Raw genomic sequence first — 22,710 nt, 5'->3', positions numbered from 1 at the left:
AAACGTGGAGGTGTTACTTAGTGGTGGGGAGGTTGGCCCGGAAATCGGGCCGAGTCAGTCAGTCCGGGGAACCAGTGTAGTGGTGCTTACTGGTGGGTGATGAAGTGAGCGACGTCGAGCATCCGGTTGGAGAAACCGTACTCGTTGTCGTACCACGTCAGAATCTTGTAGAGACCGCCGTCGTTGACCTGGTTGGTCGTGTTGAGGTCCACGGTGCTGGAGAACGGCAGGCCGAGGATGTCACGCGAGGTGACTTCGTCGTCGGTGTAGCCGAGGACACCTGCGAGCGGGCCGGAGTCTGCGGCCGCGCGGAATGCGTTGTTGATTTCCTCGACAGAGGGCTTGTCTTCGAGTCGGACGACGAGTTCGGTGAGCGACCCGTTGACGACGGGGACGCGAATCGCCATGCCGTCGAGTTTGCCGTCGAGTTGTGGCAGAATCTCGGTGGCGGCCTGTGCGGCACCAGTCGTCGTCGGGACGATGTTCTCGGCGGCCGAGCGGCCACGACGCTGCTTCGAGTGGGGGCCGTCGATGAGGTTCTGGCTGCCCGTGTAGGCGTGGACGGTCGTCAAGAGACCGTTCTCGATGCCGAACTCTTCGTCGAGAACCTTCGCAATCGGCGTGACGGAGTTCGTCGTACAGGAGGCGTTGGAGACGATGTCTTCGCCTTCGTACTCGTCGTGGTTGACACCGTAGACGAGTTGTTTGACGGGTTTGTCACCCTTCGGTGGTGCCGAGATGACGACCTTCTGTGCACCTGCTTCGAGGTGAGCCGAGGCGTCTTCTTTCGTCCGGAAGATACCGGTACACTCCAGAGCCACGTCCACATCGAGTTCGCCCCACGGCAGTTCAGCGGGGGACTGGATGTTGTAGAGACTCACCGAGGTGCCGCCGATAGTCAGCGCGTCACCGTCGAGTTCGAGGCCGTCGAGACGTCCGAGGACGGAGTCGTACTTTGCGAGGTATCGCATGTCCTCGAAGTCCATGACGTCGTTGATGCCGACGAGTTCGACTTTCGGATTTTCGAGGACGGCACGGAAGATGTTCCGGCCGATTCGCCCGAATCCGTTGAGTGCAACCCGCACCACGTCCGATTCGTCCACGTTCGCGCCCGCACTAAGGTAGGATTTTTCACTCATGTTCGAGTAGTATCCACGTAGCTATCGGAGAGGAATCAGTATATCTGTTTCGGTAAATCCGGCGTAATCGAACGTTACCTTTCAAAGACAATCATGAATCTCACACAAGCAATCACATTCGCGCAGTAACCGGCGGCGTGCGTCGAGATTCGGACCCGTCGAAATGAACCGCACGACGCCGTCTCATGGCGATATGCTATCATTTGGTTGTCGTGGCCAGAAGCGTTATAGCCTCAGATTTCATAGCGGCCCCCATGGTCAGAGACGACCGTGACGACCCGTTCGATAACATCTTCGACGAAATCGAACGGATGATGAATGACATGACTGGAGGCAACGCCGGGTTCGCCTCCGAAACCCACATCGACGTATTTGATGAGGGTGACACACTCCGACTCGTCGCGGACCTCCCGGGCATCGACAAAGACGCTATCGACCTCAAGTGCGATGGAGAAACGCTTACGATTAGCGCCGCTGGCGACCTTCGAGAGTTCGACGAGCGCATCCGCCTGCCGGTCCGCGTGGACGAACACTCCGCCAAAGCGACGTTCAACAACGGCGTTCTGCAGGTCACGCTCGACCGCGCCGAGGACTCCGCTGCAATCGACGTCGAGTAACGAATCGCGTCTTATTCTGAACTTTTTGCAACCCGCTCGATGAGCGCCGCGAGCGTGTCGAAAAAGCCCGAATCGTACTTTCCAGCGTCGTCGATAGTCGGCCGGGCGTTCGTCTCCGAGACGACGAGTCGCCCGTTCGATTCGAGCAGGTCCACGCCGAGATAGCGAATCCCCAACGTATCGGCCACCGCCTCGGCCAGTCTTCGATGCTCGTCGGGTACGTCGATGCCAACCGCGTCGGCCCCGCGGTGGACGTTGTGCTTCCACCGGCCATCGTCTCTCGCATCGTTCGAGAGTCGGCGTTCGACGCCACCCATTACCTCACCATCGAGTACCATGATTCGGTAGTCGCGGGCGCGCGGAAGCCACTCTTGGACGAGATAGGATTTGTCGCCCGTCGCCCGGAAGTCGTGGACGAGGTTCTGGTGGTCGATGATACCGAGCAGGGAGTCCACGTCGTGGGCTTTGGCGATGCCGACGCCTCGCGTGGTCGAGTTGGGTTTGACGACGAGCGGGAAGTCGAGACCTGCAGATTCGATAGCGGAGACGAGTTCGTCGTCGTCGATTGGGTTCGAGACGGCGATGGTCTTCGGAACGGGGATGTTCGCGCGCGAGAGTGCGGCGATGACGCCACCTTTGTTCCGCGAGGTGAGAATGTCTTCGCGCGTGTTCACCCACGGAATGTCGTAGCGAGCGTCGATGACACCGCCTTCCATCATCCGTGAGGGGTAGACGAAGCCAACGTCGAACTCGTCAGTGGGTGGGCGAGCGAGGTCGAGCGCGAACTGCTTGGCCGGGAGGTGTCCGACCTCGATTCCACGCGCTGCGAGCGGGTCTCGCATGCGCGCGAAAGTTTCGCTCGTGGTCGTCACTGCGAGTCGGAGCATACGCTACCAGAGAAGCGATACGGGAAAAGTGGTTCGTGCGATTACGCGACGAGGAGTTCCTCACCACGCTCGACGGTGATGCGGCACGGCGGCGACATCTTGTTGTAGGCGCGGCGGAGGGCGTCCTTCGCGGTTGCGGCGTCTTCGACCTTGCAGTAGATGCTGAAGACGGTGTCGCCGCGTGGGATGCGGGCGGCCGTCCCGACGACCTTACCGAACGACTGGCGCATTCCGTCGGAAACACGGTCTGCACCTGCGCCGGTTGCCTGCTTGTTCTCGCGGATGACGTGGTGCGGGAACTTGCGCAGAATCATCTTGTACTGCTTCTCGCCTGCGTGCTTGAGCATGAGACGGTTTGCCGACAGACGTGCGGATTCGAGCGAGCCGTGGCGAATCTGAACGTCTTCGTCGACCTTCAGGCTAATCTCGACGGGGTAGTCTTCGGCGTCCGCCTGCAGGTCGCCCATGTTGTGCTGTGCGATTTTGGAACCGGGAATGCCCGTGATGTACTCGCGTCGCGTGTACGCCGGGTTCTTGATTTCCCGGTACATAGAGGCGGGTTTGTCTGACATAGTTACTTGTGAGGTCTGAGGGTCACACGGGCTAAAAACGCTTCGAAGCATCGTTCGGGAATCACCACCTGCGACCGCCCGGCACACCGATTTTCCCGCCTCGTGATACCAAGAGACATACTTATCAAACCGGTTTGCCTCGGTCCACACGATGATTCTCGTCTGCGATACGATGCCGACCGACGGCCCGCAGTACTTCACCGACGCGCTCGCCACGCTCGCTCTCGAAGGCCGTGAGGGTGCAGTACACTCGATTCCGCAAGAGGGAATTCCCGACCTCCCGGGCGTCGATGCCGTCATCATCACCGGTAGCACCGCAGGTGTCTACGAGACGGCCGACCGACCGTGGATCGACGACGGGCGCGCACTCGTTCACGAACTCGTCGAGCGCGAAATCCCGACCTACGGCGTCTGTTTCGGCCACCAACTCGTCAACGACGCGCTCGGTGGGACTGTCGAAGCAGGAGACCAGAAACGCGGAATCGTCGATGTCGAATTAGATGATCCGCTCTTCGACGATATCTCGAACCAGATTCCGATGGTCCACGGCGACTACGTTCTCGAACCGGGCGACGAGATGGAGACGATTGGCGCTGCATCCTACTACGACCACCTCGCAACTCGGCACACCGATGCACCCGTCTGGACTACACAGTACCACCCCGAGTTCACCATCGAACTGCTCGACCGCATCGCCGACGACTTCGGATGGCCAGAAGACGAAGCCGACCGCGACTTCGGGAACGTCACCGCCGACAAAACAGTGTCCAACTTCGCTCGACTCGCCGGAATCGACTGATTAGGTGTCGTCCTCGGCGGAGTCTGTTTCTTCTTCTCTCTCGCCGGTTTCGACTGGCGGTTTCCCTGTCTCTGGGTCCAGTGCGACGAACTCCAAGCCTTCGCGCTCCAGCATGGCCGCCGCGCGGTCGGTAACCGAAGGGGCGACGAGAATCCCGCGAACAGGCTCGTCGTCGCCGAACTCGCGTTTGAGCGCATCGACGTATCTCCGTAACTGGCTCGCCGCTGATGGGCCGACTCGCCGTCGCTTCAACTCCACGACGACGGGGACTCCGTCGCTGTCTTCGCCGAAGATGTCGAGCGCGCCAGCGTCGCTCTGGCGTTCTGTTTCGAGCGGTTCGAAGCCCACTTCGAGAACCGACGGGTCGGCGAGAATGTGCTGACGAAGGTCTTCTTCGCTCCCGGCGAGTTCGAGGTCACTTCGGTCGTTGACGGCGTAGGCGGCACACTGCTCGATTCGGTCGAACCACACGTCGAGTCGTTCGTCGGGGTTCGAGCGCGTGCTTCGAACGCGGAGTTGGCCGTTGCGGACGTTCACCGTGTGCGTACACCCCGGTGGTTGCCAGTTGACAGGCGTGCGCTTTTCGTCGGTGTGGACGAGAATCGACCCGTCGGGTTTCAAAATCACCAATCGGTCGCCGGGGCCGAGTTCGCTCGTCGCTCGCCCGTCGTAATCGACCGTACACCGACCGAACATCGTGATGAGGTCGCCGCGCTCGATGGCCGCTTCCAGATGAACGAGTGCATCGCGGTGCGTCGGTCGATGGAGTGTGTTCACCGTCATCTGGGTGTCGGCTTGCGCTTTGTCGCCACCGGGGATAAGCCCCTCGTCGTGGACGGTGGCTCTCGGTACTCACGTTCTTCTCGTTCTCGATGCTCACTCATCTCTCGTTGTTGTCATGCTTATGCTGATCCCGTGCGTACTACTCACATGGTTCCGGATTTCGCAGAACTCAGTGGCTCCGAAATGGACGACGAGGATATCTCGCACCTCCTTCGACAGGAGGGCGTCGGGGTTCTCTCGCTCGCTGATGAGGGCACCGCGTACGGAATCCCACTGTCGTTCGGCTACGACGAAGAGAACAATTCTCTGTACTTCATGTTCCTCCAACCCGGCGAAACCTCGAAGAAAGTAGCGTTCGCTGAGCGGACCGAACACGCCTGTTTCACCGTCTGGGAAGCGCAGTCTCGATACGATTGGCGAAGTGTCGTCCTCGACGGGACGCTCCACCGCGTCGAACACGGCGATTGGCACCGCGTCGAAGAGGTCCTCGGTGACAACGCGTGGTATCCGAGCCTCTTCTCTGAGACCGAACCGATGCAGGATATCCTCGTCTGGGAGTTCCGCATCGACGCACAATCCGGCCAACAGAGCAGAGGAAGCTAACGACCGAGCCAAAACCGATGCACGCCCGTGATTCTTCGTCACTTCGCGCTACGATTCGAGCGGGTGTGAACGAACCAAAGTGGCGAATGCTCGCCGTCCTCTCGTTGGCGGAGTTGTTCGCGATGTCGCTGTGGTTTAGCGCGAGCGCCGTCGCGCCACAACTCGCTGTCGTGTGGGGGTTGTCGGCCACACAAGCCGCGTGGTTGACGACGGCAGTCCAGTTCGGATTCGTCGCCGGTGCGCTCGTCTCCGCCGCGCTCACACTCTCTGATGTCATCCCGACTCGGTATCTCTTCGCCGCCTCGGCACTGGTTGGTGCGGGCGCGACGCTGGCGCTCGCGACCGTCGTCCAGTCTGCGTTCGTCGCGGTTGGTCTTCGATTCGTGACGGGTGTCGCACTCGCCGGTGTCTACCCACCGGGAATGAAACTCATCGCAGGGTGGTTCCGACGAGGCAGAGGGCTGGCGATTGGCACGCTCATCGGTGCGCTCACGATAGGAACCGCACTGCCGCACCTACTCCGCGCACTCGGCGGCATCGACCAACCGCGACTCGTACTTATCGGCGCGGCGGGATTCGCAACCCTCAGCGCACTCCTCGTTCTTCTCGTCCGCCCCGGCCCGTATCAATCGCCTGCCGCCCCATTCGACCCCGGTGCAGTCCGCCGCATCCTCGGTGACCGACCGACGCTGCTCGCCAACCTCGGGTATTTCGGCCACATGTGGGAGCTGTACGCCGTGTGGACGTGGATTCCGCTCTTTCTCACAATCTCGTACGAGGCGTCCGAGAGTCCACTCGCAACGCCGACTGCCGCCGCGCTCACTGCCTTCGGAACGATTGCCATCGGCGGACTCGGCGCGCTCGTCGCCGGACGGGCCGCAGACCGCTGGGGCAGAACGACGATAACCGCCGCGAGCTTGGTCATCAGCGGCACTGCCTGCCTTCTCGCTGGAGTCGTCTTCGGCGCGTCCCCGCTCATCGTCACCCCGTTCGTCCTCGTGTGGGGGTTTGCTATCGTCGCGGACTCTGCGCAGTTCTCAACCGCCGTTTCCGAACTCGCGGACCCGAGCTATATGGGAACCGCGCTCACGCTCCAGACTGCGCTTGGATTCTTCCTGACCGTGTTCACGATTCAACTCACGCCCATCATCGCCGAGGTCGTCGGTTGGCAGTGGGCGTTTGCCCCCTTGATTGTCGGTCCCGCCGTGGGCACGCTGGCGATGTTGCGACTGCGACGAATTCCGGCCGCAACCAAGCTCGCTGGTGGGCGTGGCTGAGCAGGTCTCGACTGGTCGCCCGTACTGCCACCGTTTCGTGAGTGTCTCGGCGGCGGCACTGTTATCCTGCTGAGTGACGTTCGAATGGTCGTATGCGCCGGACGACGCTTCGGGAGGGTCGAAAGATTGCGAGAGCAGTCAGAACGACGAACCCCACGCTCTCCGGCATCCACCACGAGCCTTCGGCTGAAATCCTCGAACTCACCGGCGCGCCGTTTCTCGACGTTGCGGACGTTCACGACCGACTCTCGGCACTCGAAGCACTCCTCTACGACCGTGGCGACCGACGGGCCGCCTTTCTCACAATCTACGCCCGCGTGACGAGCGAGGTCAAAGACGGCATCGAAACCGGGTCCTTTCACGACTCGGCATGGGTCACCGACTACCTCGTTACATTTGCTGACCACTACCGTCGGGCGTTCGATGCCTTCGAGCGTGGCGATACTACGGTCGTCCCCGACCCGTGGCAACTGTCGTTCGAAACCGCTCTGGCAGGCGACTCGCTCGTCCTCCAAGACGTCTTGCTCGGCGTCAACGCGCACGTGAACTACGACCTTGCGCTCGCGCTCCACGAAGTCGGTATCGACCCAAACCGCACACAGAAGTACGAAGACCATCGAGCAATCAACCACGTCCTTCAGCGACTCGTGGACGAAGAGCAAGACCTCATCGCCGAGCGATACGCCGCCGGAGTGGCGGTACTCGACGACTCACTCGGCCGACTCGACGAGGCGCTCTCGTTTTTTACGCTCCGAGAAGGACGCCGCAATGCATGGCGCGGCGCGGTTGCACTGACCGATATTCGGTACGAAACACTCAGACGTGGCGTTCGGTGGTACCTTCGAAGTCTCACCCTCGGTGCTGGACAGTTAATTCTCGTCCCGACTTCGACATCGATAGTCGGAGAGCGGTTGAAGCGCCTCGAAACGGGTGAATCGGGGTAGTCGAGCGTGTGTGAGCGGGATATTCAGTTGACTCCTTTTCACCGTGCGCTGGAGTATGGGCCGTTGTTGAGGTTGGGCATTTACTTCCCGGATTTGAACCTCACTCGCAACGCGATTCACGGCTTCGCCGTTCGTCTTTCTGCGGCACTCCGTGTCGCACATTGCTCGCTGATTCAGAATCCACTCGGGAGCATTATCACTGCTCACGTGGTTCGCAGGAAAATGCCGCCTCCCGGATTTGAACCGAATCGAGACGGACCGCTCGTTTCACTCGCGGTTGCGACTCGCCGGGTTCAATCGGTCGGCTCGCACGTACAGACACCAACACGCTCGCTTCGCTCGGTGGTTGGTGTCAGAGAAGTGCCGCCTCCCGGATTTGAACCCCAGTCGTTCCGTTTGCTGGCGCTCACTTCACTCCTTGATTCAGAATCCGTTCGGGAGCATTTTCACTGCTCACGTCGTTCGCAGGAAAATGCCGCCTCCCGGATTTGAACCGGGGACAGCTCGATCTTCAGTCGAGTGCTCTCCCAGTCTGAGCTAAGGCGGCGCACTCACACAGAGGCGAAGGAACCTAAAAAACGATTCGAATCTCTATGCCTCGTCGCGTTCTGGTCGATTCCACCCCGTCACATCACTTGGAATGAGTTCACCGTTGACCTTCCAGTTACGCGGGCGGAACGTGATGGCCGTAATCCCCACGTAGAACGTGGCCACCAGACCGGTGACGACGGTACCGGGAATACTACCGATTCCTGCACTCACCAAGAGATTCGCCGTGTCGGTGTAGGCCGTCAGCTGGATAACCCACGCGACGAGCATCACGACGAAGAGCGGGAGGTACACCCGCCGAAGCCGGTGTGCGAGGGCCTCCTCGAAAGACATCTTCATGTTCGGCATCCGATAGTCGTTTCCGAGTTTCTGCCGCCAATTCTCGTCGACGACGCCACCTTCCGGGTCGAGCGCGTAAGCGAAGACGTTCTGCTGGAACATCCGGACGCGAGAACGCCAGATGTCGTACGCACGGAAGCGTCGGGCCTCGATACACAGGAAGATACTGAGCGTGACGACACCGAGCAAGATGATGTAGTGGGGGTGCGTTTGTGCGGAAAACGACCACGTCAGGATACCTGCCATGAGCGTAATTGCCCAGTTGCTCGTTCTATCGAGTCGCTCTCGCCACAATTTCATACGGTGGATTTCTCCACGATAGAGGTGTGCAAACGACGATCCCGGTCCCATCGTCTCGTCGAACAGGCCCTCTCCAATGTGTGAGTCGGCGGGACCCGGAGCGTCTATCTGCTCCTGCTCGTCGCGCATTGTTGTTCATTTTATGCACAACTGGCAAAGGATATGAGCCTTCTGACTCGTTCGAATTTCTGCACACGACACCGATACGGGTCCGAGACTTGCCAGTAACGGGTGTGAAAAACGGAAGAAAGTTCGTCAGTGTGTGAAGTTCAGCGGTGGAACGTCGGCCTGTTTAGAGGCGGGTGACGTTCTTCGCGCGGGGGCCCTTGGGGGCCTGTTCGATGTCGAATTCGATTTCCTGACCCTCTTCGAGGTCTGGACCGCCAACATCTTCCATGTGGAAGAAAACGTCGTCGTCCGCGTCCTCAGTCGAGATGAAACCATAGCCGCCAGTGTCGTTGAAGAAATCAACCGTACCTTTCGCCATTGCTTTTGAACAGTGCCGGGTGAGACAGATAAGTCTTGTGCAATTATATGCCAACCGCAGGACGTGTATCGAATCTGCCTCTCAAAATAGCACAAGTCACTCCCAGTTGTGCGCTTACGTAGTCGGATTCGGCTACTAATTGCGATTTGTGCCTCTGATTGTTGGATTTCTCCGAAGAACCACCGCTCCGTAAAGAGCTGGTTTCTTCACCCCCTATTGCTCGTACCCATCGCCTATTTGCTGGCTTCTCAACCCACTCTGTGGTAGATACGAGTTGCTTAGGTTGCCAATTAGTTCCAAAAAAGTAGGATGAACTCCCTTACAGAGGTTTGACGCGTCTGGTTTGAGTGATTCTGTGTTTAGACCTCACAGATTTCCTCTCCGTCGTCGTCGTCTTTGCCGTCGTCTCCGTGGTCGCCATTGTCGCCGTGGTCGCCATTGTCGCCATTGTCGCCATTATCTTCGTCCTTGCCGTCGTCACCTTGGTCATCGTCGTTGGAGGCTGGTTCACAGGTGATTGTGATTGGCTCGTCCAAGTCGAGCGAGATGCGGTCTGGGGACTCAAGGTCTCCGGTGAGGATTTCCCACGCGGTGAGGTCCGCGAACCCGTCCTGATACAACGAAGCGTCTTCGTTGAAGAACGGGGTGACGGTGATGGAGAACGGGCCATCGAGATAGCCTAAGACACCACCGTCGGTTCGGGCAGCGGCCCAGCGCCAGTCGATAAGCCGGTTCGCTCCAGTGGTGTCCCAGTTGTCGTAGTTCGTACTCGCGCGTTGGCCGGTGTTGGGGTTGATGTAGTAGTCGTCTCTAACGAGCCATTCGAGGCCAGCCGGGAGGTTGGCGTACTCAATCGTGATTGCGCTCTCGCCACCTTCGTACAGTTTTCCGTGGACGATAACGAGGCTCAGGCCGTTCGGTCCGTGGTACAGGAACAGCACTGAACTGCCTTCGCGCTGGAGGTATTCGGTCCCGATTGAAGCGAAGTACGGACCCTCTCCGGGGTCGGTTCCACCGTTATCTGCCGCGTTGAGTTCTGGAATCCGAAGGTCGTAGAACTCTTCGACTGGGTCTGTTCCAACTAAGGGGACCAGTTCGTAGGTTTCGTTCCCCTGTGTGACTGTACACACGAGGCCATCCGAACTCGACTGGTCGCTAGTGGAAAAGTGGGTTGCGTGACTCGACACTTTCCCGGCGACTTGCCCTGTAATGAGGCCAGTCCCGAGTACTACGCCGATTCCTTGTAGGAGGGCTCGCCTTCGAATCGAAGGGGTCCGTCTCGGCACTTGCTGTTCCTGAGACATAGCCATATAGTGTTCCCATTGTCACATTGTTATTGAGACTCCCAAATCGCTGTATTTCGCGGTTACAATACTGATAAGATGTTTAACAGGCGCTTGTCCTCACGCAGAAATTAACTCTTTTCGCTGAGTTATGTTGTGGCTTCCTGCGCCCTCTATCTGGTTTTTTAACCGGCTATACGTCTTCCTAGCCGTGATCCCATCCGAAGTTAATCTCGGCAGAAATTCTACGCTGGAAGCCTAATCGGTGGTCCAACGCAACTAACCTTCTTACTGTGTGATTTTCCGTCCGATTGGTTCTTGTATCGATCTGGTATTACGCCTGGGAGATTTGGTTTGAACTGACGTTTCAGACTCCACTATTCGGGGTTAGGACTTGTCTCCGCCTCAAATCCATTTACATATGGGTTGCTTAGCTATCTGATTTGTTGATATTCTGTACCATTGTCGTTTCAACGCACCCCGAAGTCGCTGGGTACAGTCGGGGAGATGGCACTCTCTGGCGGGTGACTTCTGAACTGTATCGGCCACAGTCAAGTCTCTTAGTGAGGACAGTGTGACCGCATTGATGCTCCTGATAACATCGAAAAATCGTTATCATGTCTCCTGTTGTACTCTTTACCCCCGAGGGGAGAGTGAGAGGAACAATGACGTTACAAGTCGAGTGTAACACAGCCGTTTCGGGTTGTGTATTCATGATGCGGACCGAAGATGAGGACAAGGACCGACTGCTTCGCGCCACACAAGAACACGTTCACGAACAGCACGGGAAAGACTTCAGCCTCGAAGAAATCGAAGAGCAGTACGTGAAGTCTGTCGAAGCGTAGTGTGGGTGTGCTAAACACCCCCTGTTTTTGGGTATTGGTCGGACTATTCCACCGACGTTTGTCCGACACGCTCTGTCTCTCAGTAGTTACTCCATTCGACTCTGTGTCGATTGCAGACCCACCACGCTCGCTTCGCTCGGTGGTTGGTGTCAGAGAAGTATGCCGCCTCCCGGATTTGAACCCCAGTCGTTCCGTTTGCTGGCGCTCACTTCACTCCTTGATTCAGAATCCGTTCGGGAGCATTTTCACTGCTCACGTCGTTCGCAGGAAAATGCCGCCTCCCGGATTTGAACCGGGGACAGCTCGATCTTCAGTCGAGTGCTCTCCCAGTCTGAGCTAAGGCGGCTTGCATTCTTCCGAAGCCGGACAGAGGGAAAAAGGCTTTCGAATCGACCGTCGGCGACGAGTTACCTTCGTCGTCCTCCGCGAGGGACCGATTGTGCCCGCTCTGCCCGCTCTCGAACGCCTTTGAGCAATGCTCGCTCGCGCGCGAACTGGAGTGGCTCGACGACGAGTTGGTTCATCACCCGCTCACCGAGTGTCCGTGGTTGCGACTGAAACCGAACGATGAGCCTCGTTGCACCGGGGCCAACCCGCCGCAACGCGAACGTCCACGTTGCCGTACTCGAACCTGTCTCCCACCCGGGCGTACTCAATACGAGCGTTCGCCCCGGGTCGATGACTGCGACTGAGAAGGCTGGCAGTCCCGATACTACCGGTCCAAGCAGGACTTCGTCTCCCAACGAAAGTTGCCCGTCCGTGCCGTGTGGGTTATGACTCCGTATAGAAAAACCGAACCAATCGCCAAACTCGGGGCCTTCCATCGGATTGTGTGCCTCGTGCCCGAGTTGGATAACGCGTGCCCAGACCGCCAGTGGGGGTGCTGCAATCGTGATTGCCCGTGTCGTACTCAACGTCGCGTCCGCGACGAAATCGTCGCCCGGAAGCGGAGTGCCTGTTTCGTCGTCCGTTGCCCCCCACCGACTGTGCCACGGTCGGAGTGCCAGTAAATACGTTCCTGTGGCGGCCGCACCTACAAGTCCCAGTGCTTTTGCCGTCCGTTTCGTGCCAATGCCCATTTTTGTGCCAATGCCCATTTTTGCCCTCGCGTTGACCCACTTAGCGGGAGGGCATGATAACCCTACTCACAAGATGTTTATCAAGTGTTCAATCCTCGACAGACGGCGGTCCAAATCGCCACTCCGAGGGCCGCCCCGACGCCGTTCGCAACGAAATCAGCGAGGCTGAAGCTTCGATACGGCAAGAATCCCTGTACGACTTCGATTCCTGCACCGTACACGACGGCAATTCCCGCACTGACGAGCAACAGCCGTCGCGTCTGCGCGTCGAGCGCCGAGGCGACCCCCGCGCTCAGGATAGTGTATCCAATCGCGTGTAGCCACTTGTCCGCGCCGACGAGCCCGAAGGGGCCTGTGGTTGCCATCTCTTGGCTGCCCCCCGGTGGGTTGACCACGGAGGCGACGAACACCGCGAGGGCGTAGCCGACGACTGCGAGCGTTCGGCGTGGGCGTCGTTTGAGGGCTGTGGAGGGTTTCACACTCTGTGTCGGCGTGGGGGAGAGAAAGGGTTGTTTGTGTGGAGTGGTCGGGCCGAACTTCGGTCGCTATCGCTCCATGACCCAAATTCTCGTTGCCCACACGACTGCCACAGACTCCTCGCTGCTCACACTCCCGTTGTTCACACGCTCAATACGCAACTTCACAGCCCCGCCGTTCTGAGATCATCGACTCTCTCAATTCAGTTATTCCGACTCTCACCCTGTGTGACGGTGTTTTAGTGTGGTTGCCAATAGCACATGTCTGCCAAATGGATGGACAGGAAAATTTATATAAATAATATGATTGTATGCCATATGGCATTCTCCTTCGCTCGACTCATTGCGGTTTTTTTCTCGATTCTCATCATCTCGTCGTCGGTCGGTTCAGCGGCGATTTCTGGTCCAGACGGCGGCGTACTTCAGGTCGACGCTGATTGGCTGTCGGCCAGTGACGACGCTTCTGACGGGACTTCTGTACAGTATAAGCCCGGGGAAGAACGGAGTACACAGGAATCAGGCGAACAGTCCAAGAAGAGGGGTAATCGAGGCAACGATCAGGATTCGAAACAGAAGGGGAACAGTTCTCGTGAAGATCAGCGTTCAGGAGATGAAAACCAACGCCCTGAGAAGAAGAACGAGAACTCGAACGAAAGCGATCCGAAAAATGCGGGCAAGGACAACAGCAAGGATACGGACAACGGCAAGGGCAAGGGCAAGGACAAGGGCAAGGACAACGGACACGCACAGGACGATTCTACGGATAATCGAGCGAATCAGGGTGACGTGAGGAAGGACGCGAGCAATGCCGACCGAGAGAAGCAAGACAAGCGTGGTGGTTCCGGCGCCGACGAGAGCAACAGAGCGCACGAAAAAGATGGAGAGAAGGAGGCCCGCCACGGTCCAAAAAAAGACAGACAATCGGGCTCATCGAACTCTACTACCCCGCAGCCGGGTTGGGCGCTCGATGGAAACAACACGGTCGGTCTTGGTCCCCAGATAGCACTGGGTTTATCACGTGAGGAAGGATTTGGAGGTTCTTCACCTGAACTCACATCGAATAATTCGACATCGCTTGCGAAACCTCAGCGCATCGTCGTCCCGCAGACACGAGCGAGTGCACAAGCATATCGAGACGCCGCTATCGCACATCTCGTTGCCTCTACGGCCGGTAACAGGAATAAAATCGAACGCTCTGTGAGCGAGTTGGAAGCGTCGTACGGATACCATCTCGACGAGAACAGAACGACTACTGCTGCCATTTTCCGTGTTGATCACAAGGTCGCTTCGTCCGCCATCACCTCTGCACCGAATGCAACTGGAGCGCTCATCGCATCAGACCGTGAATTCGCGTTGCAAGCGCTCGCCGATGCCGAACACACTCGCACAGCCCTCGACGAACGTAATCTTTCGTACAACCGTACCGCCGTCGCTGCGCACCTCGATGAAGCACGACGTGCGCTCGAACAGGCGAACCGTGTCCAAGAGCGCTCACCAAGGCCAGTCGGTGCAATAGAGCATTATCGGCGTGCGTGGACTGCTTCCCAACGTGCCATCGATATCATGGACGAAGCCGTCGAGCCTCAAGTCGTACTTTCTACCGGTTCTGACTTCCCACACGACAAGCCAATAAACCGTTCAGTATATGCGAGCGTGTTCGATGTTCGGCCATACGAGATAGACGTCAAATTCCGTATCGACAACGAAAGTCACGAATTCGATTTGACGGAGACTACTACCCCAGCGACGACTGTTCAGTTCAATAGAACGATTTCGGTTCCACCTCAAACGCTCGGTAACACGTCCACTACCCGTGTGACCGTCAGTGCGGTAGACCCTGGTGACGACGTAGCAGATAATGGCTACGATTCGGAAGACCAGTTAGATATCCACCATGTCCAACACTCTTCGGCCTCTGTTGGGTTCGACGGTGACGGGCTTCCAGACGAATACGAGCGGCGAGTTGTAGGGACAGACCCGTTCGACCCTGACAGCGACTCGAACGAGACAGACGCAAACGAGTCTAGCAATGGGTTGGTTGACGGGCTCGAAGACCTCGATGGCGACCGTGTCACTACGTTCTACGAGTTTAAGTCTGGAACTAACCCATTGAGCCGAGACACCGATGGTGACGGTCTCTTCGACGACTTCGAACTACGGACGAGTGCCCTGAACGCCACGAAGGCTGACACGGACGGAGATAGTCTACTGGACGCCAAAGAAGACCTTGACGGAGATGGCTTACCCGCATTGAGTGAGCAGGATAACGGAACGAGCCCTGAACTGGTCGACACCGATTTCGATCAGTTGACCGACGCCGAAGAGGTGTTGGACCACGGAACCGACCCCTTACTCCCCGACACTGATGGGGATGGCCTACTCGACAGTGAAGAACTCGAACTCGGGACTAACCCACTGGTCGTTGACTCCGATGGCGATGGCGTCTCCGACGGGAATGAGACGTTCATTACCGAGACAGCCAACGAATCGCTCGGTACGTCCATCACTGTCCAAGGAAAGGGGAACGCAGCGAAGACAGTCTCGGTCGAGCCAAACCCGGAGCCATCACTGAATAATTCGGTTGTCGCGAACGCGAGTGCTTCGAAGATGGTCTCTATCGAGGCGGGGCCCGAGGTCGAATCAGCCAATGTCACACTCGACTACGGCGTTGGAGGGGTTTCGAACGAATCTGACTTGGCAGTGTTCAGGTACAACCGAAGTAAGCAGACGTTTGTCAAGCTCGACTCTCGAACCGACGCTAAGTCGAACACTGTCACTGGCAAGACAGAAGAGTTTGGAACGTTCGTAGTGTTCGAGCAATCCGCATGGGCAGTACAGTTTGCGGACCCGCTCCCAACAAATTGGAGTGACACAGGCAAGATAGCGGATAAAAATCTCTGGTCGTGTTTCGGTGAAAACGACCCTACGTGTGAAACCTCCAGTGACGAAGTGACCGTGGGAGCCCAGTCTACCGAGAAGAAATCGGTTGCAACCCTTCAGTTCGGCATCGCTTGCAGGATGAATGCTGATGGCGAGTGTATTCCCGAAAGTGAACTTGAGGACGACGATGGGGATGGCGTCATCAATTACGACGACGAGTGTGACACGACACCGGGTGCGGGCACAAACGGCTGTCCAATCGATTCTGACGGGGATGGGATTCGAGATTCAGAGGACACGTGTCCGAACGAGGCAGGGACGTACTTCGGTGGTTGCCCGTTAGATAGCGGAGACGAAGATGACGAGGACGACGGAAACACTGGCGGGGACGACGACGATGACTATGACCCCTCCCCTCCGAGCGACGACCCTGACGCCGACGACCCGACCAAGCCTATCGACGAGGGAGAACGGGTCTCGAACTCCACGTATGGTCGGTCGCTGACGTTCTCGAATGCGAAAGAGATTCGCCTCGAAGCAGAAGTATCAGGCCAAGCGAAAGGGGAACGTTCCACTGCGATGTTCGTCATCGTCGACGAGGATCGTGAGATTACAGAATTATTCGAAATTACTGGAGAAGGTGACGATAGCTCTCGCAGTGATTCTGATACGATTCGTCGTGACCTCTCCGAATTCGCGGGCGAAAGGGTCTCGTTCCGCCTCGTCGCGTTGAACGACTCGCAAGTGACCCTCGAATCGATGCGCATCTCCTACGACACTGATGGCGACGGATTAGCCGACTCTGTCGAAACTGGCGGGATTCGAACTGGTCGAGGAGAGACGTATTTCACCGACAAATACAACGCAGATACAGACGGTGACGGGCTTTCTGACGGCCAGGAAGTCGGTGTACGAACGCTGAACGACTACGGGCAATACTTCCGACTCGAGAGTAACCCGGTGCAGAGCGACTCTGATCGAGATGGGCTTACAGACTACGAAGAGACGCGTGTCTGGTCAGAACTCGACCCTCTTTCGGTGAATACCGATAACGATGCTTGGTCAGATTACGAGGACCCCAATCCTACGGTCTACGATGAGGTACAACAAGATGCATCTGATGTCTCCATCATCGATGCCAGCGGCAATTACGCCGCCAACGCCGCGAGGGGGGCATTCTACGGGGAATATGGTATCGTCAAGGACCTTGAAGGCTCACACTCGCTCGAATACTTCGGTGGGTGGCTAGCCTTCAGTATCGTCCCTGTTGCAGACGCAGCAGCAGACACTCGTGACTGTGTCGTCTGGACGAACGAGACGGGTGCGAACATCCTCGACTGTGGCGGTGCCGGAGTGAGCGTTATCACGAGTGGTGGGACGGTTCTCGGCGCTGTCACCTCGTGGACCGGCGTCGGTGCTGGGGTTGCCGCTGGGAGCTTTGCGATCGATACCGCCGAAGACGTTACCGATGCGACGGTCATCACGGTCAAATTCATCCGCCACAATCCAGAACTCGCTGCTGCTACTGGGAAACTCTTGATTCTGAAGACGGGAGGGAAAATCAAAGGAGTCCCCAAGAGGGTGGTTGGTAGACTCGGTAGCACGAAGACCATCTCCGAGTTCCGAAAGGGTGTCACTGAAGGCAATCTCGTGAAATCTGGCGTGCAGAAAAGGACTGCGAGTACCCTTGCAGATGTCTCTGTCGAGACTGGGGTGAGTACGCAGCGGATAGTAGATGTCACAAAACAGATTGATGGTTTCAACGACCAACCGACTATAATTCAAAAGAGAATCCTCAAAACGGCCCTCGACTCGGAGGATGGGGCTTTCTTGGCTCAGAGACTCGACGCACGAGCCCTGCGTGATATCGCCATTCGACAGAATGCTCTAGACGCCGGTGTTGAGTTAATTGAATTCGGTGTGCGCCCTTCCAGAGTCGAAGAGTTGGCTCACAATGGCATTCGACTCGATAAACACCTTTCAGGCCTCAAGACCATTCGAAATTCAGGCTACGCCGTGAGTGAAAGGGGAGATGTCGGTGAAATATTGGCAGCGAAAACGGTACTTCCAAAGTACCTGAAATCTGGTGATGAGATTCTGCCACCATCACCGCAGAAAGGGATTGATATCTTCTTTAGCGATGGTTCGAAAACCGAAATTGACCACCTCATCAGGAACTCTGACGGGAAGATAACGATGATATTCGAGACCAAAATTGGTCACAAACGACTTGAAGCAGAAGGCCAAGTCATTAATAAAGTCAGGAAGATTATAGAAGTAGAGGTTACTGACAAGGCGATTACAAAAACCTCCCCAGAAGGCATCTCCGCCAACCAGATTGAGATTCAACCTTTTGAACCGGGGAGAGATGTAGATAAGATGATCACGGTAGGGCCGAAAAATGCGGGATTCGACGAATCGCTCGGATACACTCGGAATGAGTTGCACGAATTGTTCAAAACGTTAGACTCGATGGAGAACTAAAATGGGCACGTCACTCTATCTTGAGGTTCCGGAGGAGGAACAGACGCTCGAAACGATTCGGCAGTACTACTCGTATGTTCTCGAACGGAAGAAACGAGTCGAACCAGAGCGTGAGTGGCCGACGCTCGAAACCGACCCAGATTACCAGGGTGGAAAGACTATGCTTGAAGAGTTTGGATTCTTCATCACTTCTCAAGTAACGTCAGATATATTTGAAGACCTCAATCACGTTGGGGAACAAGACCCGAATCAGCTCTATGAGTTTTACAAGCAAAAAGGAACTGACGACTTAGTAATCTACGGCGAGACGATTGCGGAGTTACACAATCTCTTCGAGCAGTTGAAACACGTCGAAAATCCCACCGAAACCTTTCACAGAGACTTACGAATCGAGACGCAGTATCTTGCACTCTGTGAGTTTGCACAAGAACACGGCTACGGGATTGGCCTGTCTCATTGAGACGGTTAGATGCCTGTCTCACTCGAACTCACTAGCTCAGCATCGTATAGACAAATGGGTGGGTTCGGGCGGATTCGAACCACTCCGTCAACCTCGCTACGCTCGGTTGCCGCAAGGTTCTCCCGCCCTCACAGATGTTTCTGGCTCACGTTGTTCGCACAGAAACATGGGTTCGGGCGGATTCGAACCACCGACCTCAGCCTTGTAAAGGCCGCGTCATAACCAACTAGACCACGAACCCTGCACTTCATTCGAACCGGTTCGCGCTGATAACGGTTTTTGTTTCGACCGCGCGCCGGAATCCTTAGACAGCAGGCACTCGTCATGAGAAGTATGGCCCGCCTCCGCTCGTTCGCCTTCGTCATCGGGATTCTCGTCGTCGCGGGTGTCGCCGTCTACGTCACCAACCCCGCGGCCATCCCCGGTACGACCGACGAATACAACCGAACCTCCCTCACTGTCGTCGATGCCGAGACGAACGAATCGCTGGCGACCGTCGATGCTCGTGTCGCCGACACCTACGCCAAACGCTACACCGGCCTGAGCAACACCGAATCGCTCGGCGAAGACGAAGGAATGTGGTTCGTCCACGACGAGACAGGCACCTACGCCTACGTGATGCGCGATATGGCCTTCCCCATCGACATCGTGTTCGTCGCCGAAAACGGGACCATCACGACGATTCACCACGCCGAACTCGACCCCGAAGGCACGAGCGAGTCAGACCTGACGCGCTACCGCGGCGAAGGCCGTTACGTCCTCGAACTCCCGTACAAGTACACGGTGGACAACGGAATCGAAGTCGGCGACCGAATCGTCACCGAGTAAACCGAAACGACCGAAAGCCTCCACCGAGACTAATCTTATATGGGCGAACGCGTGTCGAACTTGGCCGAACTCGAAGGGTGGAACGCGGAGGACTTCGCCGCACGAGTCCACTACCAAGGTGCAGACGACATCTACAGCATCGAGTACTACGAACCGTCGGACTGCATCCTCTACTGGAAGGTAAAAGGCGACGGTGAGACGGCAGTCCCGGTTGGGCGCGAGACAGTTCCGGACCCACTCAGAAAGCGGATTCGACAGGACCTCGAACAGGCCGACATCGACGCCGACATCGAAGCCAGAGTGCTGTAACTCGTGTCAAAAACCGGCGTCCAACGCCCACACCAGAGCATTTTACTGTAACCGTCCCCTGCAACAGTCTCATGCCTCCAGATACGGATGACGACCCGTTCGAAGTCCAGAAAGAACGGGTCGACAATCCGATGCGTCGACTCTTCGATGAGTATGGCCGCGAGAACACTGCGCAGTTCGTGGTCGGTGTCGTCGCCAGCGTCGCCGCGCGCATCCTCGACCTCCTCCCGCCAGTCGTCCTCGGACTCGCCATCGACGCCATCATTCGGCAGGACAAATCTTTCGCCGGTGGCTTCCCGCTCATCCCCGAGGCGTGGCTCGCGCCGCTCGTCCCCACGACCCAAATTGGACAGTTCTACTTCGCCGTCGGTATCATCGTCGTGAGTTTTATCGGCGGTGCGGCATTCCACTGGCTTCGCAACTGGGGCTGGAACTCCTTCGCCCAGCACATCCAACACGCCATCCGGACCGACACCTACGACCAGATGCAGCGACTCAATATGGAGTTCTTCGCCGACAAACAGACTGGCGAGATGATGTCCATCCTCTCGAACGACGTGAACCGACTCGAGCGGTTCCTCAACGACGGGATGAACTCCTTCTTCCGCCTCTCGGTGATGGTCGTCGCCATCGCGGCGATTCTCCTCTCCTACAACTGGCAACTCGCGCTCGTCGCGCTCTTTCCCGTCCCGCTCATCTCGCTGTTCACCTGGAAGTTCATCCAAGTCATCCAGCCGAAGTACGCCGACGTGCGTTCTTCAGTCGGGACGCTCAACTCGCGACTCGAAAACAACCTCGGCGGGATTCAGGTCATCAAGACGTTCAACGCCGAGAACCACGAGTCCGACCGCGTCGATGGCGTCTCGGGTGACTACTTCGATGCGAACTGGGACGCCATCGACACGCGAATCAAATTCTTCCCAGCCTTGCGAATCCTCGCCGGAATCGGCTTCACGCTCACCTTCCTCGTCGGCGGTCTGTGGGTCATCACGGGCGAAGGACCCGGCCCCTTCACCGGCACGCTCGCTGTCGGCGAGTTCGTTACCTTCATCCTCCTCACCCAGCAGTTCGTCTGGCCGCTCGCCCAGTTCGGCCAAATCATCAATATGTACCAGCGCGCTCGCGCCTCCAGTTCCCGTATCTTCGGCCTGATGGACGAACCCGGACGCCTCGAAGAACGACCGAATGCCCCCGAACTCGACATCACCGACGGCCGCGTCGAGTACGACGACGTCTGGTTCGGCTACGATAAGAACGAGAACATCATCGAAGACATCTCGTTCGACGTCGCAGGCGGCGAAACCCTCGCACTCGTCGGGCCAACTGGCGCAGGCAAATCGACCGTCCTCAAACTTCTGATGCGGATGTACGACACCGACGAAGGTGCCATCAGAATCGACGGACAGAACCTCCGCGACGTGACGCTCAGAAGCCTCCGAAAGCAGGTCGGCTACGTGAGCCAAGAGACGTTCCTGTTCTACGGAACCGTGAAAGAGAACATCGCCTACGGGACGTTCGACGCTGCCGACGAAGACATCGTCGCGGCCGCGAAAGCCGCCGAAGCACACGAGTTCATCATGAACCTCCCCGACGGCTACGACACGAAAGTCGGCGAGCGCGGTGTGAAACTCTCCGGCGGCCAGCGCCAGCGTGTCTCTATCGCTCGGGCGATTCTGAAAGACCCGGAAATCCTCATCCTCGACGAGGCGACTTCGGACGTGGACACCGAGACGGAGATGCTCATCCAGCGTTCGCTCGACGAACTCACCGCTGACCGAACGACGTTCGCCATCGCCCACCGTCTCTCGACCATCAAAGACGCCGACCAAATCGTCGTCCTCGAAGACGGCCATATCGTCGAACACGGCACCCACGAGGACCTCTTGGGCGACGGCGGCCTCTACGCCCACCTCTGGGGCGTCCAAGCCGGGGAAATCGACCAACTCCCCGACGAGTTCATCGAGCGTGCCGCCCGTCGCCAAGCAGAGGTTGACGCCAGCGACGACTAAGGAATACACTAAGGGAACTCCCTCCGTCCCTCCGCCATGCGACTCTCCGAGGCCACGTGGACGGACGTTGCCGACCTCGATACCGACCTCGCATTGCTTCCGGTCGGTAGTACCGAACAACACGGGCCGCACGCCCCGCTCGGCACTGATTTCTTGAATGCCGAAACGATAGCTAACGCCGGTGCAGACGCCTACGACGACGATGTACTCGTCGCCCCCACGATTCCGATTGGTGTCGCCGAAGAACACCGTGCCTTCTCGGGGACGCTCTGGGTATCGCCAGATACCTTCCGCGCCTACGTCCGCGAGACGATAGAATCGCTCGCCACCCACGGCTTCGACCGAGTTATCGTCGTCAACGGCCACGGCGGCAACGTCGAAGCCCTCGCAGAACTCTGTCGCCGAATCTCACGCACCGGAGACGCGTACTCGGTCACATTCACGTGGTTCAACGCCGTCGGCGACCACAGTTCGAAGATGGGGCATGGCGGCCCATTGGAGACTGCACTCTTGCGACACACCCACCCGGACCTCGTGCGAGAAGACCGAATCGACGAGGCACGAGAAGGCGCGGCCGAACGTTGGGGTGAATGGGTCGCAGGCGTCAATCTCGCTCACGACTCGGAGGAGTTTTCAGAAAATGGTGTCGTCGGTGACCCCGGCGCGGGTGATGCAGCATTGGGTTCGGAATTGGAGACGCGGGCGGCAGAGGCTCTCGCGTCGCTCATCAGTGCGGTCGAAGACCGACCGCGTGCGTGAAG

General features: G+C 57.7%; 22 protein-coding genes, 3 tRNA genes and 1 pseudogene. 13 read left to right on the top strand and 13 right to left on the bottom strand.

Features of this window, described 5'->3' with window-relative positions; all coding sequences use genetic code 11:
* Positions 1–86: 86 nt before the first annotated feature.
* A complete protein-coding gene (gap, locus tag ACK509_RS06575; protein WP_410765687.1) occupies positions 87–1,139 on the bottom strand; it encodes a type I glyceraldehyde-3-phosphate dehydrogenase in 1,053 nt (350 codons plus the stop codon).
* Positions 1,140–1,393: 254 nt separating this feature from the next.
* Here gap and ACK509_RS06570 point away from each other — a divergent pair, with 254 nt between their 5' ends.
* On the top strand, positions 1,394–1,756 hold the full coding sequence (locus ACK509_RS06570) for an Hsp20/alpha crystallin family protein (protein WP_410765686.1): 363 nt from the start codon (positions 1,394–1,396) through the stop codon (positions 1,754–1,756).
* An 11-nt stretch (positions 1,757–1,767) separates the two neighbouring features.
* On the opposite strand, the gene ACK509_RS06565 is transcribed toward ACK509_RS06570, so the two are convergent.
* Positions 1,768–2,643: a RimK family alpha-L-glutamate ligase gene (locus tag ACK509_RS06565; RefSeq protein ID WP_410765685.1), complete on the bottom strand. Its 876-nt coding sequence runs from the start codon at positions 2,641–2,643 to the stop codon at positions 1,768–1,770.
* A gap of 41 nt (positions 2,644–2,684) precedes the next feature.
* A complete protein-coding gene (locus ACK509_RS06560) occupies positions 2,685–3,215 on the bottom strand; it encodes a 50S ribosomal protein L16 (RefSeq protein ID WP_410765684.1) in 531 nt (176 codons plus the stop codon).
* Positions 3,216–3,366: 151 nt separating this feature from the next.
* Between ACK509_RS06560 and ACK509_RS06555 the strand changes: the two genes are divergently transcribed.
* Entirely contained in the window at positions 3,367–4,014 is a 648-nt protein-coding gene (locus tag ACK509_RS06555) for a type 1 glutamine amidotransferase (protein ID WP_410765683.1), read from the top strand.
* Here ACK509_RS06555 and nucS read toward each other — a convergent pair whose 3' ends face one another.
* Complete coding sequence (nucS, locus tag ACK509_RS06550; protein WP_410765682.1) at positions 4,015–4,797, bottom strand: endonuclease NucS; 783 nt, start codon at positions 4,795–4,797, stop codon at positions 4,015–4,017. It abuts the gene before it with no gap.
* 147 nt (positions 4,798–4,944) lie between these two features.
* Here nucS and ACK509_RS06545 point away from each other — a divergent pair, with 147 nt between their 5' ends.
* The 3 genes from ACK509_RS06545 (at position 4,945) to ACK509_RS06535 (ending at position 7,621) form a co-directional block, all read left to right on the top strand.
* On the top strand, positions 4,945–5,400 hold the full coding sequence (locus ACK509_RS06545; RefSeq protein ID WP_410765681.1) for a pyridoxamine 5'-phosphate oxidase family protein: 456 nt from the start codon (positions 4,945–4,947) through the stop codon (positions 5,398–5,400).
* An 86-nt stretch (positions 5,401–5,486) separates the two neighbouring features.
* Positions 5,487–6,677 (top strand): MFS transporter, encoded by a 1,191-nt coding sequence (locus tag ACK509_RS06540; protein WP_410766259.1) that lies wholly within the window; start codon positions 5,487–5,489, stop codon positions 6,675–6,677.
* Positions 6,678–6,769: 92 nt separating this feature from the next.
* Positions 6,770–7,621 (top strand): DUF5995 family protein, encoded by an 852-nt coding sequence (locus tag ACK509_RS06535; protein WP_410765680.1) that lies wholly within the window; start codon positions 6,770–6,772, stop codon positions 7,619–7,621.
* 473 nt (positions 7,622–8,094) lie between these two features.
* Here the strand turns inward: ACK509_RS06535 and ACK509_RS06530 are convergent.
* The 4 genes from ACK509_RS06530 to ACK509_RS06515 form a co-directional block, all read right to left on the bottom strand.
* Positions 8,095–8,168: transfer RNA gene (locus ACK509_RS06530), tRNA-Phe, on the bottom strand.
* 44 nt (positions 8,169–8,212) lie between these two features.
* A complete protein-coding gene (locus tag ACK509_RS06525; RefSeq protein ID WP_410765678.1) occupies positions 8,213–8,938 on the bottom strand; it encodes a DUF2270 domain-containing protein in 726 nt (241 codons plus the stop codon).
* A 163-nt stretch (positions 8,939–9,101) separates the two neighbouring features.
* The gene (locus ACK509_RS06520) at positions 9,102–9,296 is read right to left on the bottom strand and encodes a cold-shock protein (protein WP_390224433.1); all 195 of its coding nucleotides are present in this window, start codon (positions 9,294–9,296) and stop codon (positions 9,102–9,104) included.
* A 359-nt stretch (positions 9,297–9,655) separates the two neighbouring features.
* On the bottom strand, positions 9,656–10,426 hold the full coding sequence (locus ACK509_RS06515) for a hypothetical protein (protein ID WP_410765677.1): 771 nt from the start codon (positions 10,424–10,426) through the stop codon (positions 9,656–9,658).
* 818 nt (positions 10,427–11,244) lie between these two features.
* Here ACK509_RS06515 and ACK509_RS06510 point away from each other — a divergent pair.
* The gene (locus tag ACK509_RS06510; protein ID WP_410765676.1) at positions 11,245–11,424 is read left to right on the top strand and encodes a DUF1059 domain-containing protein; all 180 of its coding nucleotides are present in this window, start codon (positions 11,245–11,247) and stop codon (positions 11,422–11,424) included.
* Positions 11,425–11,696: 272 nt separating this feature from the next.
* Here the strand turns inward: ACK509_RS06510 and ACK509_RS06505 are convergent.
* The 4 genes from ACK509_RS06505 to ACK509_RS06490 form a co-directional block, all read right to left on the bottom strand.
* Positions 11,697–11,770, bottom strand: a tRNA-Phe gene (locus ACK509_RS06505).
* A 61-nt stretch (positions 11,771–11,831) separates the two neighbouring features.
* Positions 11,832–12,521 (bottom strand): hypothetical protein, encoded by a 690-nt coding sequence (locus ACK509_RS06500; protein ID WP_410765675.1) that lies wholly within the window; start codon positions 12,519–12,521, stop codon positions 11,832–11,834.
* Between the two features lie 62 nt (positions 12,522–12,583).
* Positions 12,584–12,982 (bottom strand): VanZ family protein, encoded by a 399-nt coding sequence (locus tag ACK509_RS06495; RefSeq protein ID WP_410765674.1) that lies wholly within the window; start codon positions 12,980–12,982, stop codon positions 12,584–12,586.
* Positions 12,983–14,314: 1,332 nt separating this feature from the next.
* Complete coding sequence (locus ACK509_RS06490) at positions 14,315–14,464, bottom strand: hypothetical protein (RefSeq protein ID WP_410766282.1); 150 nt, start codon at positions 14,462–14,464, stop codon at positions 14,315–14,317.
* A 78-nt stretch (positions 14,465–14,542) separates the two neighbouring features.
* Between ACK509_RS06490 and ACK509_RS06485 the strand changes: the two are divergent.
* The 3 genes and pseudogenes from ACK509_RS06485 to ACK509_RS06475 form a co-directional block, all read left to right on the top strand.
* Positions 14,543–15,394 (top strand): annotated as a pseudogene (locus ACK509_RS06485) (hypothetical protein); the annotation flags it as partial.
* A gap of 192 nt (positions 15,395–15,586) precedes the next feature.
* The gene (locus ACK509_RS06480) at positions 15,587–18,343 is read left to right on the top strand and encodes a hypothetical protein (RefSeq protein ID WP_410766258.1); all 2,757 of its coding nucleotides are present in this window, start codon (positions 15,587–15,589) and stop codon (positions 18,341–18,343) included.
* Position 18,344: 1 nt separating this feature from the next.
* Positions 18,345–18,803 (top strand): hypothetical protein, encoded by a 459-nt coding sequence (locus ACK509_RS06475; RefSeq protein WP_410765673.1) that lies wholly within the window; start codon positions 18,345–18,347, stop codon positions 18,801–18,803.
* A gap of 167 nt (positions 18,804–18,970) precedes the next feature.
* Here the strand turns inward: ACK509_RS06475 and ACK509_RS06470 are convergent.
* Positions 18,971–19,044: transfer RNA gene (locus tag ACK509_RS06470), tRNA-Val, on the bottom strand.
* A gap of 92 nt (positions 19,045–19,136) precedes the next feature.
* Here ACK509_RS06470 and ACK509_RS06465 point away from each other — a divergent pair.
* From ACK509_RS06465 to ACK509_RS06450, 4 genes are all read left to right on the top strand, one after another.
* Positions 19,137–19,631 (top strand): DUF192 domain-containing protein, encoded by a 495-nt coding sequence (locus tag ACK509_RS06465; RefSeq protein WP_410765672.1) that lies wholly within the window; start codon positions 19,137–19,139, stop codon positions 19,629–19,631.
* 39 nt (positions 19,632–19,670) lie between these two features.
* Positions 19,671–19,940, top strand: a complete 270-nt coding sequence (locus ACK509_RS06460) for a hypothetical protein (RefSeq protein WP_410765671.1) — start codon at positions 19,671–19,673, stop codon at positions 19,938–19,940.
* A gap of 71 nt (positions 19,941–20,011) precedes the next feature.
* Positions 20,012–21,949 carry an ABC transporter ATP-binding protein gene (locus ACK509_RS06455; RefSeq protein WP_410765670.1) on the top strand — a complete coding sequence of 646 codons (1,938 nt, stop codon included), beginning with the start codon at positions 20,012–20,014 and terminating at the stop codon, positions 21,947–21,949.
* Positions 21,950–21,985: 36 nt separating this feature from the next.
* Positions 21,986–22,708, top strand: coding sequence for a creatininase family protein (locus ACK509_RS06450; RefSeq protein ID WP_410765669.1), 723 nt, complete (start codon positions 21,986–21,988; stop codon positions 22,706–22,708).
* Positions 22,709–22,710: the final 2 nt, after the last annotated feature.

The organism is Haloferax sp. DFSO60 (assembly GCF_046557615.1).
Lineage (GTDB): Archaea > Halobacteriota > Halobacteria > Halobacteriales > Haloferacaceae > Haloferax.
Note: the sequence above shows the minus strand (reverse complement) of the source record. Positions and strands in the feature narration are given on the sequence as shown.

Coding starts and splice junctions, on each gene's coding strand:
- ACK509_RS06475 (WP_410765673.1), top strand. CDS start 18,345: ATGGGCACGTCACTCTATCTTGAGGTTCCGGAGGAGGAACAGACGCTC.
- ACK509_RS06525 (WP_410765678.1), bottom strand. CDS start 8,938: ATGCGCGACGAGCAGGAGCAGATAGACGCTCCGGGTCCCGCCGACTCA.
- ACK509_RS06570 (WP_410765686.1), top strand. CDS start 1,394: ATGGTCAGAGACGACCGTGACGACCCGTTCGATAACATCTTCGACGAA.
- ACK509_RS06500 (WP_410765675.1), bottom strand. CDS start 12,521: ATGGGCATTGGCACAAAAATGGGCATTGGCACGAAACGGACGGCAAAA.
- ACK509_RS06560 (WP_410765684.1), bottom strand. CDS start 3,215: ATGTCAGACAAACCCGCCTCTATGTACCGGGAAATCAAGAACCCGGCG.
- ACK509_RS06540 (WP_410766259.1), top strand. CDS start 5,487: ATGCTCGCCGTCCTCTCGTTGGCGGAGTTGTTCGCGATGTCGCTGTGG.
- nucS (WP_410765682.1), bottom strand. CDS start 4,797: ATGACGGTGAACACACTCCATCGACCGACGCACCGCGATGCACTCGTT.
- gap (WP_410765687.1), bottom strand. CDS start 1,139: ATGAGTGAAAAATCCTACCTTAGTGCGGGCGCGAACGTGGACGAATCG.
- ACK509_RS06555 (WP_410765683.1), top strand. CDS start 3,367: ATGATTCTCGTCTGCGATACGATGCCGACCGACGGCCCGCAGTACTTC.
- ACK509_RS06510 (WP_410765676.1), top strand. CDS start 11,245: ATGACGTTACAAGTCGAGTGTAACACAGCCGTTTCGGGTTGTGTATTC.
- ACK509_RS06535 (WP_410765680.1), top strand. CDS start 6,770: ATGCGCCGGACGACGCTTCGGGAGGGTCGAAAGATTGCGAGAGCAGTC.
- ACK509_RS06520 (WP_390224433.1), bottom strand. CDS start 9,296: ATGGCGAAAGGTACGGTTGATTTCTTCAACGACACTGGCGGCTATGGT.
- ACK509_RS06565 (WP_410765685.1), bottom strand. CDS start 2,643: ATGCTCCGACTCGCAGTGACGACCACGAGCGAAACTTTCGCGCGCATG.
- ACK509_RS06450 (WP_410765669.1), top strand. CDS start 21,986: ATGCGACTCTCCGAGGCCACGTGGACGGACGTTGCCGACCTCGATACC.
- ACK509_RS06465 (WP_410765672.1), top strand. CDS start 19,137: ATGGCCCGCCTCCGCTCGTTCGCCTTCGTCATCGGGATTCTCGTCGTC.
- ACK509_RS06545 (WP_410765681.1), top strand. CDS start 4,945: ATGGTTCCGGATTTCGCAGAACTCAGTGGCTCCGAAATGGACGACGAG.
- ACK509_RS06460 (WP_410765671.1), top strand. CDS start 19,671: ATGGGCGAACGCGTGTCGAACTTGGCCGAACTCGAAGGGTGGAACGCG.
- ACK509_RS06455 (WP_410765670.1), top strand. CDS start 20,012: ATGCCTCCAGATACGGATGACGACCCGTTCGAAGTCCAGAAAGAACGG.
- ACK509_RS06480 (WP_410766258.1), top strand. CDS start 15,587: ATGGTCTCTATCGAGGCGGGGCCCGAGGTCGAATCAGCCAATGTCACA.